Source organism: Consotaella salsifontis (assembly GCF_900167365.1).
GTDB classification, from domain to species: domain Bacteria; phylum Pseudomonadota; class Alphaproteobacteria; order Rhizobiales; family Rhizobiaceae; genus Consotaella; species Consotaella salsifontis.
Genome location: NZ_FUXL01000001.1, coordinates 1 through 16,232, shown reverse-complemented (window position 1 = coordinate 16,232; position 16,232 = coordinate 1). Strand labels below are relative to the sequence as shown.

Genomic DNA, 16,232 nt, shown 5'->3' with positions numbered 1-16,232 from the left:
CTTCTATGGCACTCTCGGATCAAATTGGAAGACGTCCAACCTGAAAAACTGCCATGCATTCTGGTCGCGGCTTCGGGTGAAACGCTTTCGGGGCGTCAGGAAAGTGCCTCCCCTCGGCCCCGCCAGGCATCGAATATGCCGGGGCGCTCGCCGGTCAGAGGATCGTTTTGCGGCAGGGCGAGGCGGGCAATCCGCGCGGCCGCTTCCGCCGTATCCATCGCACCGACACGAGTGATGCTGCCGTCCTGTCCAGGCGGGTAGGCGCCGACCATGGCGAAATCCGCCGAGGCCGAAAACCGGCGATGGCCCGTGCCGGCGGGCAAAACAGCCATGTCTCCCGGCGCGACCTCGACGCGGATGCCATGCGGTCCCCCGAAGCCGAGTTCGGCGGTTCCCGCCACGCAGATCAGCAGCTCATGTCCGGTCACGTGATAGTGCCAGTAGTCGTAGACCGTATAGACCCAGGTTCCCGTCCAGCCGTTGCCGCGAACCATCTCCTCGACCGCCTCAGGCCTCGTCGGCATCGCGACCGCGCCGCGCGCCAGGATCAGCGGCAGCGGCGAATTCGGAATGTCGTTCTCAGGCGAAAGCTGGTGACGTTCTATCCGCATCCACAGATCTCCCCGGTTCGGCTTCGTCTCCTTCGGGTAGGATAGGCATTGCGGCGGCGGATCAACGGTCGGCGCCCGGATGGTCCTCGCCGTCTTGGTGATTTTCGTCCGCCGGCTCCCGATCGTTCGTCCGCGCGGCCGCGGCTCCCTCGGACGATTGCGCCCCCTCCTCATCTGTCGCGTTCTCAGGCTTGGCAATGGCCCCGACCATGGTCTGCCGGTCGATCGCCGACATCTGCGCCCGTCGATGCGCCAGAATCCGCGTGTTCTCATTGGCGTAGTTGATGCAGTCATCGACGATAGGCGTACACAGCATGTCGCGCCCCGCCGCCGAATCGTTATCGCCGGCATAGGCTAGACGACGCACCCGGTCGTCAACGAAAAGCACCTGCATCTTGCAGCCGCCGCCGGCCGAATAGTTGAGCGTCGGCGTCGCCATGCCAAGCACCAATGGTGCCGTCAGCGTCGCGCCGCCCGCCTGATCCTTATATTCGTAGCTCCAAATCTCCGTGTCGCCGTTGACGCGCGTGCGCGTTGGGAAACCAGCGCACATGATGACGTCGTCCTTGGTGAAGCCGAGCAGCATGGACCGCGCCATCGTCACCGAGCTGTACTTGTTGGTGACGGTGCAGCCTGCGCCCCCCAACAAGAACAGCAGCGTCGCGGCGAGCGAGAGGCGGGTCCGTGTGATCTTCATGAGGGGCGATATCCTGAAGCGGCTGCGATGGTGCGGCGCAAAAACTTAAGGAATATGGTTAACGAAAAGTTGCCATCACCAGATCACTTTTTCTCAAGCCATTGCCGGGTCGTCGATTTTTGTGGTCGGCCGGGGAGGCTGTCGGTATCAAGTGATTAAGGAAGAACGACCGATGCCAAGCCTTGCCACTCGCTATCATGGCTTGGCATCGGCCGTTCCATAGTTCGCAAGAGCCCCTCGACCATGCTAGAAGACGCGCCGATTCAAGCGCTTTCGGATGAAATGACCGCAGCCACTCCACCAAGCCCGACGCAGAGAGGCCCCTTCTCCGTTCGCGTCGTTCTGAAACGCGATCTCTTCAGCGAGATCGCCGTTGGTGCCTTCGCGGATCATCCCGAGGAAACGGTGATCTTTCGGCGCGTTTCCGCCGCCGCGACCTGGACGAAGCCGCTTGCCTGGCATCTTGCTCGGCGCGAGATCGCGGCGCTCAAGGCGCTGGCCGGGGTGCCGAACACGCCGGAGCTTCTGGGGGTCGACCGTGACGGGCTCTATCGGTCGTGGATTGCAGGCACGCCGCTCCACGTCGCCAAGCCCATGGGCAATGAAGCCTATTTCCGCGACGCCAAGCGACTGCTGCGCACGCTCCATCGTCGAGGCGTCACGCACAACGACCTTGCCAAGCCCCAGAACTGGCTGATTACGCCGGACGGGCGTGCGGCGTTGATCGACATGCAGCTCGCCACGATCTTCAAGAAGCGCACGGCGCTCTTTCGCCTGATGGCGCGGGAGGATCTGCGCCACCTCCTGAAGCAGAAGAGAAGCTTCTGCTCCGCCGCATTGACAACCCGCGAGAAGCGCATCCTGGCGGAAAAGAGCGTTCCGGCGCGCCTATGGCTGAAGACCGGCAAGCCCGTCTACAACGCGGTGACACGCGGCCTCTTCCGCTGGTCGGATGGCGAGGGCACCCATGACCGGATCGACAGCGACGGCAGGAAGATCGCCGAGCGGCTGTCAACGGACGCCGAAATATCCGCCTTCGCGCTGTCGCTGTTCCCCTACCCCAAGAAGCAGGGCGTCGGCATCTATGCCTTCATCGAGCCGGCGGCGGGGGCAGACAAGGCGGCCATCGAAGCACGCATCCTCAGCTCGGGCGAAGCGCGGCCCGACATCGCGCAATGTGTCGAGCGCCTGCCGCGCGGTGAGAACGGACAGGTCCGCGACGACCTGCTGCGCCTCGTCGCCATCAACCAGGTCGATCGACTCGATGAAATAGCCGGAGGGGACGACAACCTCGCCGCTCTCATGCGAACCATCGCCGGCGACAGACGCAACTTCACCGATCGTCGCCTCAAAGCGTAGGGCGAACGCCCTCCGGCAGGAGCGGCCAGCCGGAAAGCAGCCGCTCGCCGTAGCCCGCGGCGATGAGGGAATGGGCCGCCTCCACCACAGCACGTGAAACCGGCAGTGGCGCCTGAAAGCCAAGCGCCGGGTAAACCAGGATGCGGTGAAAATCGCCGACCATCGCCTGAATCACCCGTTCGGGGTTCGGATCGCGCGCGAGATAATCTTCAACCGTGACGGCCTCGGCCTGCATGACAAGCTCTGCCTCGGGCCAGATCTTCAACCCCACGGCATAACCTCGACGCGTCATGTAGGGCTTGGCGACGACCATCAGAGCCGAGATGGAAAGCCCCTCCTCCTTAGCCAGCCTTCGCGACAAAACAAAATTCTCGCCTGTGTTTTGGGCGTACCCTTCTTTCAGAATTGCACTTTCGGGAACGCCGTGTTCTCGCGCGACCTCTGCGAAGACCTCGGCTTCCGCACGATCCCAGCCTGTGTCGAGCAGGCCGCCCCGGTGCGCCAGGCCGCCGGACATAATGACGCGGGGTGCCCATCCTTCTCGCCAAAGCCGTGCGGCGTAAACCGCCGCCGTTTCGTCGAAGCTGCCGAGCACGAGAATGGCATCGCACGGTTTTGGCCGATGGATCAGGCACATATAGTCCCACAATAGCCGCAACGGCTCCTCCAAGTCCGGCTCGTTCCACGCCATCACTGTTTCCTCTCTTGCCCGGGACCTTGCGAACGCGGCATGAGGCATCTTGCGGTTCACCGCCCTGTAGATTAGATGTTTCTAATATTATCAAACTGGGACAGATCGATGGGTACCACTCCTTATCCCGAAGTCACGAGGGCGATTTCCGCTCAGGTGCGCAACCTGCGCAAGGATATCCCGGAAACAATGAAGGGCTTCTCCGCCATGGCCGGCGCTGCCAGCGCCGAGGGCGCGCTGGACAAGAAGACCAAGGAGCTGATCGCGATGGGCATCGCCATCGCCCTGCGCTGTGACGGCTGCATCGGCTTCCACACCGAGGCGTTGGTGAAGATGGGCGCGACGCGCGCGGAATTCGAGGAAATGCTCGGCATGGCGATCTATATGGGCGGCGGTCCGTCGCTGATGTATGCCGCGCAGGCGCTGGACGCCTGGGAGCAGTTCGGCGGCGCCAAGGGCGAAGCCTGACACTTCCTCACCCTTCAGCCCCTCACCCTCCAGAGTGAAGCAGTTCGATGAGGGCCGAGGCCGCGCGGGTGCGATAGCGCTCGCGATGGCTGATCACGGAGAAGAGACGCTCTGGCAGGTCCATTCGCAGCGGAACGACAAGGCCCGAGCGGACCGCCAGACGCGCGGCCCGCTCGGAGAGAACCGTGGCGGCCGCGCAGGCCTCCACCGCCGCAAGAACGGCCTCATTCGACGGCAATTCGAGCACCACGTTCAAACCGGCGAGCGGAAGACCGCATGCCCCAAGCCAGTGCTCGAAGGCCGCCCGCGTTCCTGACCCCTCTTCCCGCAAAATCCAACCGGTGCGGCCCAGTTCATCGATGACGATATCCCCGCGCGTCGCCCAGGGATGGCCGGGGCCGACCACCAGCATCAGCCGGTCGCGATCCACCACCTGGGCCTCAAGCGCCGGCGCATCCACGTTTCCTTCCACCACCGCCAGATCGACGGTCCCCTCCACCAGCATCTCGGCCGCATGGGCGGTGTTGGTCACGATCAACCTGATATCCAGCTCCGGATAGATTTCATGAAGCCGCACCAGGCGCTGCGGCAGCCAATAGCTCGCAACGGTCTGACTTGCGGCGAGGCGCAATTGTCCGACCACCCGTCCGCCCAGCTCAGCAAGGACCTCCGTCGCCGTATCGACACGCGCCAGGACGGCGCGCGCCTGGGGTACGAAGGCGCGCCCGGCTTCGGTTAGCTCAATGCCGCGCCCCACGCGGTGAAACAGCTTGACGTCGTGACGAGCCTCGAGCGCCGCGACGGCCGCGCTCACGGCCGATTGCGTCAGGCCCAGCGCGCCGGCCGCCCGCGTCACGTGTTCGGCTTCGGCGACAGCCAGAAAGATGCGGAGCTGTTCCAGCGTCATCGGCGGCCCCTAGAGGACAGAGATCTATAATCGATCGATTTTATAGAACGATCTGACAAAAATTACTCGATAGATCGAACGTTTTGCCCGTGCCATGTGAGCCTCGAACGCCATCATGAAGAGATTCCATGCCATGTCGGCCCATGAAGAAGACGTCCCGACCGCCTATTCCCGCCTCTCCGACGACACCGCACCCACCGGGCCGCTCGGCGCTCTTCTGCCTCTCTTGCCGGGGCTGGCGACGGCGGCCGCCATCGCCGCGATTGCCATCGCTCTGCGCAATCTCATCGGCATCGCGGCCCTCAGTCCGCTGATCCTGTCGATCGTTCTCGGCATGGTGATCGCCAACACCGTCGGCGCCCCCGCATGGGCCAAGCCGGGCATCACGTTCTCGCTGCGGCGAATCCTGCGCTTTGCCATCATCCTTCTGGGCCTTCAGCTCACCCTGTCGCAGATCGGCGAAGTCGGCGCGCGAGGTCTCGCCGTCGTTGTGGCGACGCTGGCAGCGACCTTTCTCTTCACCAAGGCGGCGGGGCGACTTCTCGGCGTCGAGCGGAAGCTTGCGGAGCTCATCGCGGCGGGAACGTCCGTATGCGGCGCCTCGGCGGTGATCGCCACCAACACGGTGACAGAGGGCTCGGACGAGGACGTCGCCTATGCGGTCGCCTGCGTCACGGTCTTCGGCTCCATCGCGATGATCGCAGCGCCCTTTATCGGCCGCCTGCTCTCCCTCGACCCTGTCGCCTACGGCCTCTTCACCGGCGCAACGATCCACGAGGTGGCACAGGTCGTGGCGGCCGCCTTTCAGGGGGGCGACGCGGCCGGCCACTTCGGAACCATCGTCAAGCTCAGCCGCGTTCTCATGCTGGCCCCGCTGATCCTCGCTCTCGGCTTTGCCGCCTGGGATCGCAGCGCGGAGGGTCCACGGGAAGGCCGCGCGAGGCGCGGTGCGCCGATGCCCTGGTTCGTGTTCGGCTTCCTCGCCCTCGTCGTGGTCAACTCGCTCGTACCCATTTCGGAGGAGATCCACCAGGGAGTAGCCTTTCTCGCCTCGTTCCTTCTTTCCATGGCGCTGGCCGCGATGGGGCTGGAGACCCATCTCGGCAAGCTGAAGAGGCAAGGCCTTCGCCCTGCCCTGCTCGGCCTGCTCGCCTCGCTCTTCATCGCCAGCTTCGGCCTTTGCGCCATCAAGCTCGCAGGGTTTTGAGCCCTGCTATGGGATGGAGTATCCCGTCGGGGTGATTGTGATCCTTGCGTCCTCACCCGCTTTGGGAAACAGGAAACTCGCCTTCGCCTCACCTCTTGCCGGCACATAGTCGAGCATCAGGTGCGAATCTTCCCCGCCGCCTGACACGCGGCCTCGCACGTCGACCTCGGCGGCAGTACCGTCTCCCCGGTTCACCACCTTGAAATCGACGAGAAGCCCGGCCTCCGTGCGGCGCATCGCGAGGATCTCAGCGGCAAGCTCGGGCCTGTCGTCCGCCACCATGATCGCCTGGAACAGAATCGCGCCAACCATCGCCGCTACCAAGACTGCGGAAAGACCGCCGACGATCCATTCGAGTTTCCTCGGCCGCGCTTGCTCTTCCTGACGCTCGGCTTCCGTCTCGCGATCGTCCTGCGGTTCGTCGTCATTGCCGGACATTAATGGCTCCTAGAGGATCAGCCGCGCGGCTGCCGCGCCCACCGAGGTTGGGAAGCCGAGGACGACCGTGCTCATGAGGACACGGGGAAAGGCAGCGCCATCGACCTGCCCGAAGGTCCACAGCACATAGAGGCTGACGAGACAGGCCAACGCGTAACCGGCGATGGTGAAGCGGAGAAAGTCGCTCCACCAGGGGGCATGAGGCGTGCGGGTCTCTTCGCCATGGAAGCCGACGGTAAAGACGAAGGCGTGCATGACGAGGATCGACAGCCCGATCAGCGCAAGCGCGTGCCACTCGGTCATCCTATAGGAGATGAGCCGCACCTCCTCCGTCGGCGCAACGTTGAGCCCCAGGAAAAGCGCGCCGATCGCCATCAGAAACAGTTCGCTCGCATAGGTCATCGAGCCGTGCCCCTCCGGCTCGGGCTCGTCGCCACCGAGCTGGCTGCGGGCGAGCAACGCGCCGAGCGAAGCCCCCACCGCCTGGAGCGCGATCTTATCGATGATCTCCCGCGCGGGCATGCCGGGGCCGATAATGCCAAAGACACCCAGTATCGCCGCGCTCACCGCCATTCCAAGGGCGTAAGCGACGACAGCGTCCCGCAAACAGGCGATCCAGCCCGACGTCCTCTCAAAGCCGATATGGGCGGCGAGCAGCGCCAGAAGGGGAATATGGATCATCACGAGAAGCGCCAGACGCCACCGATTGATGGTGAAGCCCAGGTCCCACATCTCCTGGGTCATCATGGTCGGCAAACTGAAAATTAGAGCGCCGCCGGCGGCGCGGGCCAGCCCGACCAGAAACTTGGAGCGAAGCTCGCTCCGCCTCGCGGCAAGATCCCGCGCTGTGTCCGTCATCCTCTCCCCCGCCGATACGCCACGGGCACTCGCGCGCCAGCCGTTGACCAGGCAGAACGCACAGAGATTCAATGGAGCGGAGCCACGCCGCGGCAATGGTCGCGCCGCAAGATGAGGAAGCTGTTCCCCTAGTGTTCCTCCCGAAATCCATTAGATAGTGGGGCATGACCGATTCCGAAAAGCCGTCCGCACCCGCCCCACGACCGGGCTCGATCGCCGCTCGCGCCTTGGCCGCGCGGGGAGCGCCCGCAGCGCCGGGTTATCTCGACGGGCTCAACCCGGAGCAACGAGCGGCCGTCGAGACGACCGAGGGGCCTGTGCTGGTGCTCGCCGGCGCTGGAACGGGCAAGACGCGCGTGCTGACGACGAGGATCGCTCATATCCTCGCCTCGGGCCGCGCCTATCCCTCGCAGATCCTTGCCGTCACCTTCACCAACAAGGCGGCGCGCGAGATGAAGACGCGAATCGGCCTTCTCGTCGGCGAGCAGGTGGAGGGCATGCCGTGGCTCGGCACCTTCCACTCGATCGGCGTCAAGATCCTTCGCCGCCATGCCGAATTGGTGGGCCTCAAGTCGAATTTCACCGTTCTTGATCCCGACGACCAGATCCGCCTGATCAAGCAGCTCATCCAGGCCGAGAACCTGGACGACAAGCGCTGGCCAGCGCGCACCTTCGCCAACATCCTGGACGGCTGGAAGAACAAGGGGCTGACCCCGCGCGAAATCCCGGAAGGCGACGCGCGCGCCTTCGGCAACGGCAAGGGCCGCAAGCTCTACGAGGATTATCAGGCACGGCTGAAGGCGCTCAACGCCTGTGATTTCGGCGATCTGCTGCTCCATCCGATCGCGATCTTCCGCGGCCATCCCGACGTCCTCGCCGAATACCACAAGAAATTCCGCTACATGCTGGTGGACGAATACCAGGACACCAACGTCGCGCAGTATCTCTGGCTGCGGCTTCTGGCCCAGCGCCCTCAGCGCCGCGATGCGGCGCCGAGCCAGCCCGCCCCGGCCTCGCCGGCAAGGGACGATCTCGGTTATTCTCCGATCGTGGCCAACTCCCGCGAGGCCGCGCCCCTCATCAATCTCTGCTGCGTCGGCGACGACGACCAGTCGATCTATGGCTGGCGCGGCGCCGAGGTGGACAACATCCTGCGTTTCGAGAAGGACTTTCCCGGCGCGGCGGTCATCCGACTGGAGCGCAATTATCGATCGACGGCGCATATTCTCGGCGCCGCCTCCCACCTCATCGCCCATAACGAAGACCGGCTCGGAAAGACGCTGTTCACCGAGCGCGCGGATCCCGAGGATGCAAGGGTCGAGGTTCACGCCGCCTGGGACTCGGAGGAGGAAGCGCGCGCCATTGGCGAGGAAATCGAGCAGCTCCAGCGCCAGGGTCATGCGCTCAATGACATGGCGATCCTCGTGCGTGCATCGTTCCAGATGCGCGAGTTCGAGGACCGCTTCGTCACGCTCGGCCTCAACTATCGCGTCATCGGCGGCCCGCGCTTCTACGAGCGCATGGAAATCAGGGATGCCCTCGCCTATTTCCGCTGCGTCTGCCAACCTGCCGACGATCTCGCCTTCGAGCGCATCGTCAACACGCCGAAGCGCGGCCTGGGCGACGTGACGTTGCGCCTGCTCCACGATTATGCCCGATCACGTTCCATACCGCTCATCGCCGCCGCCGGCGAAGTGGTGGAGACGGAGGAGCTGAAGCCCAAGCCGCGTCTTGCCCTGAAGGAACTGGTGACGGGAATGCGCCGCTGGTCGGAAGCGCTCGGCCGCGTCAAGCACACCGAGCTTGCAGAGCAGATCCTCGAGGAATCGGGCTACACCGAGATGTGGCAGAACGATCGCTCGGCGGAGGCTCCGGGTCGTCTCGAGAACCTCAAGGAGCTGATCCGCTCCATGGAGGAATACGAATCCCTTCCCGCCTTCCTCGAACACGTTGCCCTGGTCATGGAGACCGACCAGAACGAGGATCTGGACGCGGTCACGATTATGACGCTCCACTCGGCCAAGGGTCTGGAGTTCGAGGTCGTCTTCCTCCCCGGCTGGGAGGAAGGGCTCTTCCCGCACCAACGCGCGCTGGACGAGGGCGGGCGTTCGGGTCTCGAGGAAGAGCGGCGACTGGCCTATGTCGGCATCACGCGCGGAAAGAAGCGCGTCAAGATCTGGTTCGTCTCGAACCGGCGCATCCACGGGCTTTGGCAATCCACCATCCCCTCGCGCTTTCTCGACGAGCTGCCCGAGAACCATGTCGAGGTGATGGAGCCGTCAACCTCCTATGGCGGCTATGGCGCCAGCGGCTTCGGCGGGTACGGCGCGAGCCGCTGGGATGGTTCGGCCGGCTTCAGCGAAGGCGCCTATCACACGCCAGGCTGGAGACGAGCGCAGGCGGCGACGGGCGGCATGGGAACCGGCGCGCGCCATGGAGACGGCTGGTCGGGAGGCCGGGTGCGAGACATCGACTACACCGATGACGGAGTAAAGGCGAAGGCGGATCGATACGCGCGGGGGGCGGGCCTGGGCTCAGGCCGGCAGTCCGAGGCACCCGGCTTTGCCGGCCGCATGGGTGATGGCGCGGGCGCCCGCCGGGGACACAACCAGCCGCCGCGCCGGGGGGCCGGCCTCTACTCGTCAGCGAGAGCTGGAGGCCCGCGCGAGATCGCGGGCGAGCTCGTCGCCAAATCGGTATCGACCGAGCAAAGCCTTTTCTCGGTGGGAGACCGCGTGTTCCACCTCAAGTTCGGCAATGGCACGGTCGCCGCTGTCGAAGGAAACAAACTCACTGTGGATTTCGACAAGGCCGGACAGAAGCGGGTCCTTGAAAGCTTCGTCGAGGCGATCTGATTACCAGTCGGTGCTCAGGAGAGCATCCGCGCCCCTCTCCGTCACCATAATACATCTCAAATATATTCTATCAGCGCCTCACGGACGAAAGCGATATGTACCGGAAATTGCAAATCTAGTCAGCTACGCTTAGAGATAAACGCTTAAGTACCCTCCACAAGATCACGCTTCGTTAAATCTGATCGACTATGAGAAAGGAGGAAAGGACCATTCCGCGCTTGACGCGACGAGGGTCCGGCGAGGCGGGAAGAGACGGTGCACACGGCGAGAACGAGCTCAAACCGCGCATGGTTAAGTCTCCGGGCGCGCAACGGCCTCATCCTGCTCGTCGTCGCCGGTATGATGTCCATTTTTGGATATATGCTGATCGAGTTGCGGCGCGACGCCTGGGAAGAGGCCGCCGTGGCGAGCGACAACGTGATGGCGGCTCTGGGGCGCGACTTTCAGCGGCAGATCGACATGATCGACAGGGTGCTGGATCTTCTCCAGACCTCTGATTTCAGCGCCTTATCGCAAAGTCATGCGGTGCTTCTTGAGAACCTGCCGTCCATCGCGGGCAGGATGCTCATCCTCGATTCGTCCGGCGCCGTCGTCGACCAGTCAAGCTCCGGACCGAGCAGCCGAACCTCTTATAGCGATCAAGACTTTTTCATCCGGCTGTCGCGAAGCCGCGCGCTGGTGACGTACATCAGCGAGCCGTTCGTCGATCCCGCCACCCAGAATACGGTCATTGCGGTGGCACGGCGGCTGAACAAGGCCGATGGGAGATTCGTTGGCGTTGCCGTCGGCCTCCTCTACGTCACCTATCTGGTGGACGAGATGGAGACGGTGCGCCTCGGCCCGAACCAGGCGATCGCGCTGCTTCGCTCGGACGGCGCGGTGCTGGCGCGCTTCCCGCAGACCGAACGAGCCGGCCGGGAAACCATCGCCAACAGCGGCGTCTTCCGCCATTTCGCGACGGCCGAGCCAGGGCTTTTCATCGGACGCGGCATCATCGACGGCAATCCGCGCGCCTACAACTTCATGCGTTTCCAGAACCTGCCGTTGATCCTGGCGGTCGGTATGTCGCTCGAGGACATCTATGCCGACTGGTACAAGACGACGTTTCTGCTCGGCGGGCTGTTTCTGGTTCTGAACGCCGTTCTGGGTTTCGTCGGTTTCCGATTGATCCGCGAACTCGCACTACGCCGCGAAAGCGAGGAGCGATACCGGCAACTCTCAAACATCGACGGCCTGACCGGACTCTCCAACCGGCGCCGCTTCGACGAGGCCCTGACGCAGGAATGGCGCCGCGCCCGGCGCACACGCAAGCCGCTGTCGCTGCTCATCATGGACCTCGACCGCTTCAAGGGCTTCAACGACCTCTATGGCCATCTTGCCGGGGACGAATGCCTGAGGCGGGTCGCGGCGGTGACGGCGGGCACGCTCGGACGTGGCAGCGATCTCGTGGCGAGGTATGGCGGCGAGGAAATCGTCGTCCTGCTTCCCGACACGGATCGGACCGGCGGCAGGACCGCAGCCGAGCGCATCCGCACCGCCATAGAGACGCTCAGGATCGAGCATCAGGCCAATATCGGCTATGGCGTCGTCACCGTCAGCATCGGCCACGCCACCTACGATCCTTCGGAAAACCCGGACGAAGCACGAAGCGAGGAGCTCGTCGCAACGACCGATGCCGCGCTTTACGATGCCAAGCGCGCGGGCCGCAACAGCGTGGTGACACGGCGCCTTTGCGCCGATCCGGACGAGGTGAACCTTCTCGACGAGAAGAAGCGCCTCGCCTCTGTCGAACAGGCCCGCAACGCGGTCAACGATACGGCAATTTTCGACGCGATCGCCGAGATCGCCGCTCGAATTCTCGGGACCTCGTCGGCGATGGTTTCGCTGCTGGACGATCAGGAGCAAACCTTCATCGGCTCGTCCGGCCTTGATGCTCTGGGCGTGACAGCGGATCGCATCCCGCGCGCCATCTCGTTCTGCCGTTATGCCATCCAGGGCCGCGCGGTGATGGTGGTCGGCGATGCGAGCCAGGACGTCCGGTTTTCGAACAATCCCGTCGTTGCCGGAGCGCCGCATATCCGGTTCTACGCCGGGGCTCCGCTCATCGTATCCAGCGACGGGCACGCCATCGGCACCATCGCCGTCGTCGACGAGGTGGCTAGGCCGGAGATCAGCGAGATGCATCGCCGTCTTCTCGTCGAGCTCGCCACCGTGGTCATGAATCATCTTGAAAAAGACGGTTCCGGCTCAAGGCGCGACGCAATGGCGCCCGCAGCGGACGAAGAGAAGGCTCCACTTTACCGGCTCTCTCTCGCGTGATCGCGGCGCGCCCGCTATAGAGGGCCATGAGCGAAGTTGATCAGCAGATGAGTGACGTGGCGCTAATGGCCGGCGTCTATGGCGACCTGCCGCCGGAGCTTGCCTCCACCACAATGGGCGCGCACCAATTTTCCCCGCTTGTTCCCGGCGCAGCAGCACTGGAGCAGGAGGCACCCCAAAGCCTTGACGAGCTGACGATGCTGGCGCCGCGCGGCACGGTGGAGCGGCGCTACGAGATGGCGCTCGCTCTCAAGGCACTGAAGGAGGGCGCGGCTTTCACGGTTGCCGCGCCCAAGGACCGCGGCGGCACGCGCCTGCGCAAGGAGCTCGAAGGCTTCGGCTGTTCGGTCGCCGAAGAATCCCGCCGTCACCATCGCATCGCCTCCTGCCGCCGGCCCGACTTGCTTCACGGCGTCGATGAGGCAATCGCGGAAGGCAGCCCGCGTGTGGTCGAGCCTCTTGGGCTGGTCAGTCAGCCCGGCATCTTCGCCTGGGACCGCATAGACCCCGCGAGCGCCCTGCTTATGGAGCACCTGCCGCCCCTAAAGGGGAGCGGCGCGGACTTCGGTTGCGGCGTCGGCATTCTCTCTCGCGCCGTGCTGGCCTCTCCGGCCGTCACGGGCCACGACCTGATCGATATCGACAGGCGAGCGGTGGCTTGCGCCCGGCGCAACATCGAGGACGATCGCGCTCGTTTCTTCTGGGCCGATATCCTGAAGCCTGACGCGGACATGACCGACCTCGATTTCGTGGTCATGAACCCGCCGTTCCACGACGCGGGCACGGAGGACCGCAACCTGGGTCAGAACTTCATTCGCAAGGCTTCGAGATCCTTGCGGAAAGGAGGCGTTCTGTGGCTTACGGCGAACCGCCACCTCCCCTACGAGGCGGTTCTGAAAGAGGCCTTCCGCAATGTTCGCTCGGTGGCCGAGGAGAACGGCTACAAAATCTTCGAGGCCGTGAAATGACGTCGCCCGCCAAGCGTCTGCGGCTGGACCGGCTGCTCTCGAACATGGGCTACGGCTCGCGCAAGGAGATCGAGCATCTTGCCCGCGTCGGGTTGATCACCCTCGACGGCGCACCGTTGAGCAAGGCGGACGAGCGCATCGCAATCAGCGACGATCTCGCAGGGCGCATGGTGGTGGACGGCGAGCCGCTGGACCCGCCCCCAGGCATGACCATCATGCTCCATAAACCGGTCGGCTGCACCTGCTCGCGCAAAGAGGCCGGGCCGCTCGTCTACGATCTTCTTCCGCCGCGTTGGCGACGGCGCGAACCCGCGCTCTCGACGGTCGGGCGGCTGGACAAGGACACGTCCGGTCTGCTTCTGCTGACCGACGACGGCGGTCTTCTCCATCGCATCATCTCGCCCAAGCATCATGTCGCCAAACGCTATCGCGCGACGCTTGCGCGCCCCCTCAGGGGTGACGAGGCCATCATCTTCGCCGCGGGCGAGCTGCTTCTGGAGGGAGAGGACAAACCGCTCCTGCCGGCAATCCTGGAGCCGCTCTCGGCAACGGAAGCTTATGTGACCGTCACCGAAGGCCGGTATCATCAGGTCCGTCGCATGTTCGCCGCCGTGGGCAATCATGTCGAGGCGCTCCATCGCGACAGGATTGGGCAGCTCGTCCTGCCGGAAAGCCTGGCTCCAGGCGAACTGCGGGTCCTTGGCGCCACCGAGGTGGCGCTCATCATCCCGCCTGCGTAGCCCTGTCTCTCCATTCCCTTTGATTGTTGGAACGTTTTGGTGCAAACGGCTGCAAGAATAAGGCGTTTTCGATTACGCTCCGCCAAACTCCAGTCGCCACCTTCAATCTGTTCGCGTGAGACCCGCGATGCTGGAAAGAGCGGGCAAAGACGCTTAGAGCATCCGGCAACGCCATTTCAGACATTTCCGCCGCCACCACGGCCTGTCACTTGCCATAGGTTGACCATTGGACACTTCCGACACCTCCCTCGCCAGCAGCCCGGACGGCTCCGCGAAGGACGCGCTGTTCGACGCCGCCACCGGGCATAGCCGCCGGCGCACCTTCGCCATCATCTCCCACCCCGACGCCGGCAAGACGACGCTGACGGAAAAGCTGCTTCTCGAAAGCGGCGCGATCCGGCTCGCCGGTCAGGTCAAGGAACGCGGCGAGCGGCGGCGCACCCGTTCGGACTGGATGGAGATCGAGCAGAAGCGCGGCATCTCCATCTCCTCCTCGGTGATGACCTTCGAATACAACGGGCTCATCCTGAACCTGCTGGACACGCCGGGCCACGCCGACTTTTCCGAGGATACCTATCGGACGCTGACCGCAGTCGATTCGGCCATCATGGTCATCGACGCGGCCAAGGGCATCGAGGCTCAGACGCGCAAGCTGTTCGAGGTCTGCCGCCTGCGCGACATTCCCATCATCACCTTCGTCAACAAGATCGATCGCGAGGGCCGCGACCCGCTGGAGATCCTCGACGAGATCATCGAGGCGCTGGCCCTCGACGTCGCCCCCCTGACCTGGCCGCTCGGCATGGGCACGGACTTCAAGGGGATCGTCTCTGTGAGCGGCGACGGCCCCGTGGCGATGACGACCAATGCCAGGTCGCGCAAGGAGTTCGATTCTCTCGATGACTTCATGATGGGGTCGGGCCACCTCGAGGACCGAGTCCTCGGCCCGGCGATCGAGGCATTGGAGATCGCGCGCTCCTCGCTGCCGAGCTTCGATCTCAAGTCCTACCGCGAAGGCCATATGACGCCAGTGGTCTTCGGCTCGGCCATGCGCGAGGTGGGCGTGCGCGATCTGCTTGACGCAATCTGCGCCTTCGCGCCGCCTCCCCTGCCCCAGCCGGCGGAGCCCAAGCCGATCGAGCCCGCCGCTTCCGAGGTTTCCGGCTTCGTCCTGAAGATCCAGGCGAACATGGACCCCAACCACCGCGACCGCGTCGCCTTCGTGCGGCTGACGTCGGGCGTCTTCAAGCGGGGCATGAAGCTGAAGAACGTGCGCACCGGCAAGGACATGAAGATCGCCGCGCCCATGTTCTTCTTTGCCCGCGAACGCGAGGTGATCGAGGAGGCGGTGGCCGGAGACATTGTCGGCATTCCCAATCACGGGACGCTCAGCGTCGGCGACACGCTGACCGAAGGCTCCGACATCTCGGTGACGGGCATTCCGAGCTTTGCGCCGGAACTCATCCGCCGCGTGCGCCTGCCCGACACGATGAAGACCAAGCAGCTCGCCCGCGCCCTGTCCGACCTTGCCGAGGAGGGCGTGACGCAGGTCTTCCGCCCGATGATCGGCTCGGCCTGGCTGGTGGGCGTCGTTGGCGCCTTGCAGCTCGATGTTCTCACCTCGCGCCTCGACGTTGAATACAACGTTCCCGTCGCGCTGGAGAGCGCCGGCTTCGAGACGGCGCGCTGGGTGGCGGCGGACGATCCGGCGGACCTGACGCGTTTCATCGAATCGAACCGGGGTGCAATGGCGCTGGATCGATCCGAACGCCCCGTCTTCCTCGCCAGGAACAGCTGGGAGCTGTCCTACGCGCAGAAGACCTATCCGGCGATCCACTTCCTAACGACGCGCAATCGCGGCTGAGGCAGGCGAACGTAGGGGCGATACTTTGCGCTTGGGCGGACAGCCCGAGCGGCGCTTGAGTCTTCTGTTGGACCGGGAGCGACTGACAGGTCGCTTCGTCGGTTTGGAAGTATGAGGCAGCAACGCGAAAAGCCGGCGACCAGCAATGCCGGTCCCGGCTCTAGAGCGGGATGAAGTTCGGCAGAATCGGAAGAGGATTCCATCGGAGGCGCCAATCTGATTCAACATGCTGGCTGGAGACGGAGGCCAGCAT

At 64.3% G+C, this 16,232-nt stretch carries 14 protein-coding genes; 8 read left to right on the top strand and 6 right to left on the bottom strand.

Features of this window, described 5'->3' with window-relative positions; genetic code table 11:
• Nucleotides 1–95 precede the first annotated feature (95 nt).
• Nucleotides 96–611: a cupin domain-containing protein gene (locus B5D38_RS00070; protein ID WP_078706354.1), complete on the bottom strand. Its 516-nt coding sequence runs from the start codon at nt 609–611 to the stop codon at nt 96–98.
• A gap of 61 nt (nt 612–672) precedes the next feature.
• On the bottom strand, nt 673–1,308 hold the full coding sequence (locus B5D38_RS00065; RefSeq protein WP_131829833.1) for a hypothetical protein: 636 nt from the start codon (nt 1,306–1,308) through the stop codon (nt 673–675).
• A 282-nt stretch (nt 1,309–1,590) separates the two neighbouring features.
• Here B5D38_RS00065 and B5D38_RS00060 point away from each other — a divergent pair, with 282 nt between their 5' ends.
• Nucleotides 1,591–2,667 (top strand): hypothetical protein, encoded by a 1,077-nt coding sequence (locus B5D38_RS00060; protein WP_078706679.1) that lies wholly within the window; start codon nt 1,591–1,593, stop codon nt 2,665–2,667.
• Here B5D38_RS00060 and B5D38_RS00055 read toward each other — a convergent pair.
• Nucleotides 2,657–3,358 (bottom strand): YdcF family protein, encoded by a 702-nt coding sequence (locus B5D38_RS00055; protein WP_165690741.1) that lies wholly within the window; start codon nt 3,356–3,358, stop codon nt 2,657–2,659. The two genes, B5D38_RS00060 and B5D38_RS00055, sit on opposite strands and share 11 nt — an antisense overlap.
• Before the next feature lie 108 nt (nt 3,359–3,466).
• On the opposite strand from B5D38_RS00055, the gene B5D38_RS00050 reads away from it, so the two are divergent.
• Nucleotides 3,467–3,826 (top strand): carboxymuconolactone decarboxylase family protein, encoded by a 360-nt coding sequence (locus B5D38_RS00050; protein WP_078706351.1) that lies wholly within the window; start codon nt 3,467–3,469, stop codon nt 3,824–3,826.
• Nucleotides 3,827–3,848: 22 nt separating this feature from the next.
• Here the strand turns inward: B5D38_RS00050 and B5D38_RS00045 are convergent, their stop codons facing one another.
• The gene (locus B5D38_RS00045) at nt 3,849–4,733 is read right to left on the bottom strand and encodes a LysR substrate-binding domain-containing protein (RefSeq protein ID WP_078706350.1); all 885 of its coding nucleotides are present in this window, start codon (nt 4,731–4,733) and stop codon (nt 3,849–3,851) included.
• 115 nt (nt 4,734–4,848) lie between these two features.
• On the opposite strand from B5D38_RS00045, the gene B5D38_RS00040 reads away from it, so the two are divergent.
• A complete protein-coding gene (locus B5D38_RS00040) occupies nt 4,849–5,940 on the top strand; it encodes a YeiH family protein (protein WP_245318683.1) in 1,092 nt (363 codons plus the stop codon).
• A gap of 6 nt (nt 5,941–5,946) precedes the next feature.
• Here B5D38_RS00040 and B5D38_RS00035 read toward each other — a convergent pair whose 3' ends face one another.
• Nucleotides 5,947–6,378, bottom strand: a complete 432-nt coding sequence (locus tag B5D38_RS00035) for a hypothetical protein (RefSeq protein WP_078706348.1) — start codon at nt 6,376–6,378, stop codon at nt 5,947–5,949.
• Nucleotides 6,379–6,387: 9 nt separating this feature from the next.
• On the bottom strand, nt 6,388–7,236 hold the full coding sequence (locus tag B5D38_RS00030) for a TIGR02587 family membrane protein (protein WP_078706347.1): 849 nt from the start codon (nt 7,234–7,236) through the stop codon (nt 6,388–6,390).
• 164 nt (nt 7,237–7,400) lie between these two features.
• On the opposite strand from B5D38_RS00030, the gene B5D38_RS00025 reads away from it, so the two are divergent.
• The 5 genes from B5D38_RS00025 to B5D38_RS00005 all read left to right on the top strand — a co-directional run bounded on the left by B5D38_RS00025 (nt 7,401) and on the right by B5D38_RS00005 (nt 15,979).
• Complete coding sequence (locus B5D38_RS00025; protein WP_078706346.1) at nt 7,401–10,091, top strand: UvrD-helicase domain-containing protein; 2,691 nt, start codon at nt 7,401–7,403, stop codon at nt 10,089–10,091.
• A 360-nt stretch (nt 10,092–10,451) separates the two neighbouring features.
• The gene (locus B5D38_RS00020) at nt 10,452–12,410 is read left to right on the top strand and encodes a diguanylate cyclase (protein WP_165690740.1); all 1,959 of its coding nucleotides are present in this window, start codon (nt 10,452–10,454) and stop codon (nt 12,408–12,410) included.
• A gap of 26 nt (nt 12,411–12,436) precedes the next feature.
• The gene (locus B5D38_RS00015) at nt 12,437–13,378 is read left to right on the top strand and encodes a class I SAM-dependent methyltransferase (protein WP_245318681.1); all 942 of its coding nucleotides are present in this window, start codon (nt 12,437–12,439) and stop codon (nt 13,376–13,378) included.
• Complete coding sequence (locus tag B5D38_RS00010) at nt 13,375–14,118, top strand: pseudouridine synthase (RefSeq protein ID WP_078706344.1); 744 nt, start codon at nt 13,375–13,377, stop codon at nt 14,116–14,118. Before B5D38_RS00015 ends, B5D38_RS00010 begins: the two co-directional genes overlap by 4 nt.
• A gap of 283 nt (nt 14,119–14,401) precedes the next feature.
• On the top strand, nt 14,402–15,979 hold the full coding sequence (locus B5D38_RS00005; protein ID WP_078706677.1) for a peptide chain release factor 3: 1,578 nt from the start codon (nt 14,402–14,404) through the stop codon (nt 15,977–15,979).
• The last annotated feature ends 253 nt before the right edge of the window (nt 15,980–16,232 follow it).

Excerpts from the sequence above, each read along its gene's own strand:
- B5D38_RS00070 (WP_078706354.1), bottom strand. The coding sequence starts at position 611 with ATGCGGATAGAACGTCACCAGCTTTCGCCTGAGAACGACATTCCGAAT.
- B5D38_RS00065 (WP_131829833.1), bottom strand. The coding sequence starts at position 1,308 with ATGAAGATCACACGGACCCGCCTCTCGCTCGCCGCGACGCTGCTGTTC.
- B5D38_RS00060 (WP_078706679.1), top strand. The coding sequence starts at position 1,591 with ATGACCGCAGCCACTCCACCAAGCCCGACGCAGAGAGGCCCCTTCTCC.
- B5D38_RS00055 (WP_165690741.1), bottom strand. The coding sequence starts at position 3,358 with ATGGCGTGGAACGAGCCGGACTTGGAGGAGCCGTTGCGGCTATTGTGG.
- B5D38_RS00050 (WP_078706351.1), top strand. The coding sequence starts at position 3,467 with ATGGGTACCACTCCTTATCCCGAAGTCACGAGGGCGATTTCCGCTCAG.
- B5D38_RS00045 (WP_078706350.1), bottom strand. The coding sequence starts at position 4,733 with ATGACGCTGGAACAGCTCCGCATCTTTCTGGCTGTCGCCGAAGCCGAA.
- B5D38_RS00040 (WP_245318683.1), top strand. The coding sequence starts at position 4,849 with ATGAAGAGATTCCATGCCATGTCGGCCCATGAAGAAGACGTCCCGACC.
- B5D38_RS00035 (WP_078706348.1), bottom strand. The coding sequence starts at position 6,378 with ATGTCCGGCAATGACGACGAACCGCAGGACGATCGCGAGACGGAAGCC.
- B5D38_RS00030 (WP_078706347.1), bottom strand. The coding sequence starts at position 7,236 with ATGACGGACACAGCGCGGGATCTTGCCGCGAGGCGGAGCGAGCTTCGC.
- B5D38_RS00025 (WP_078706346.1), top strand. The coding sequence starts at position 7,401 with ATGACCGATTCCGAAAAGCCGTCCGCACCCGCCCCACGACCGGGCTCG.
- B5D38_RS00020 (WP_165690740.1), top strand. The coding sequence starts at position 10,452 with ATGCTGATCGAGTTGCGGCGCGACGCCTGGGAAGAGGCCGCCGTGGCG.
- B5D38_RS00015 (WP_245318681.1), top strand. The coding sequence starts at position 12,437 with ATGAGCGAAGTTGATCAGCAGATGAGTGACGTGGCGCTAATGGCCGGC.
- B5D38_RS00010 (WP_078706344.1), top strand. The coding sequence starts at position 13,375 with ATGACGTCGCCCGCCAAGCGTCTGCGGCTGGACCGGCTGCTCTCGAAC.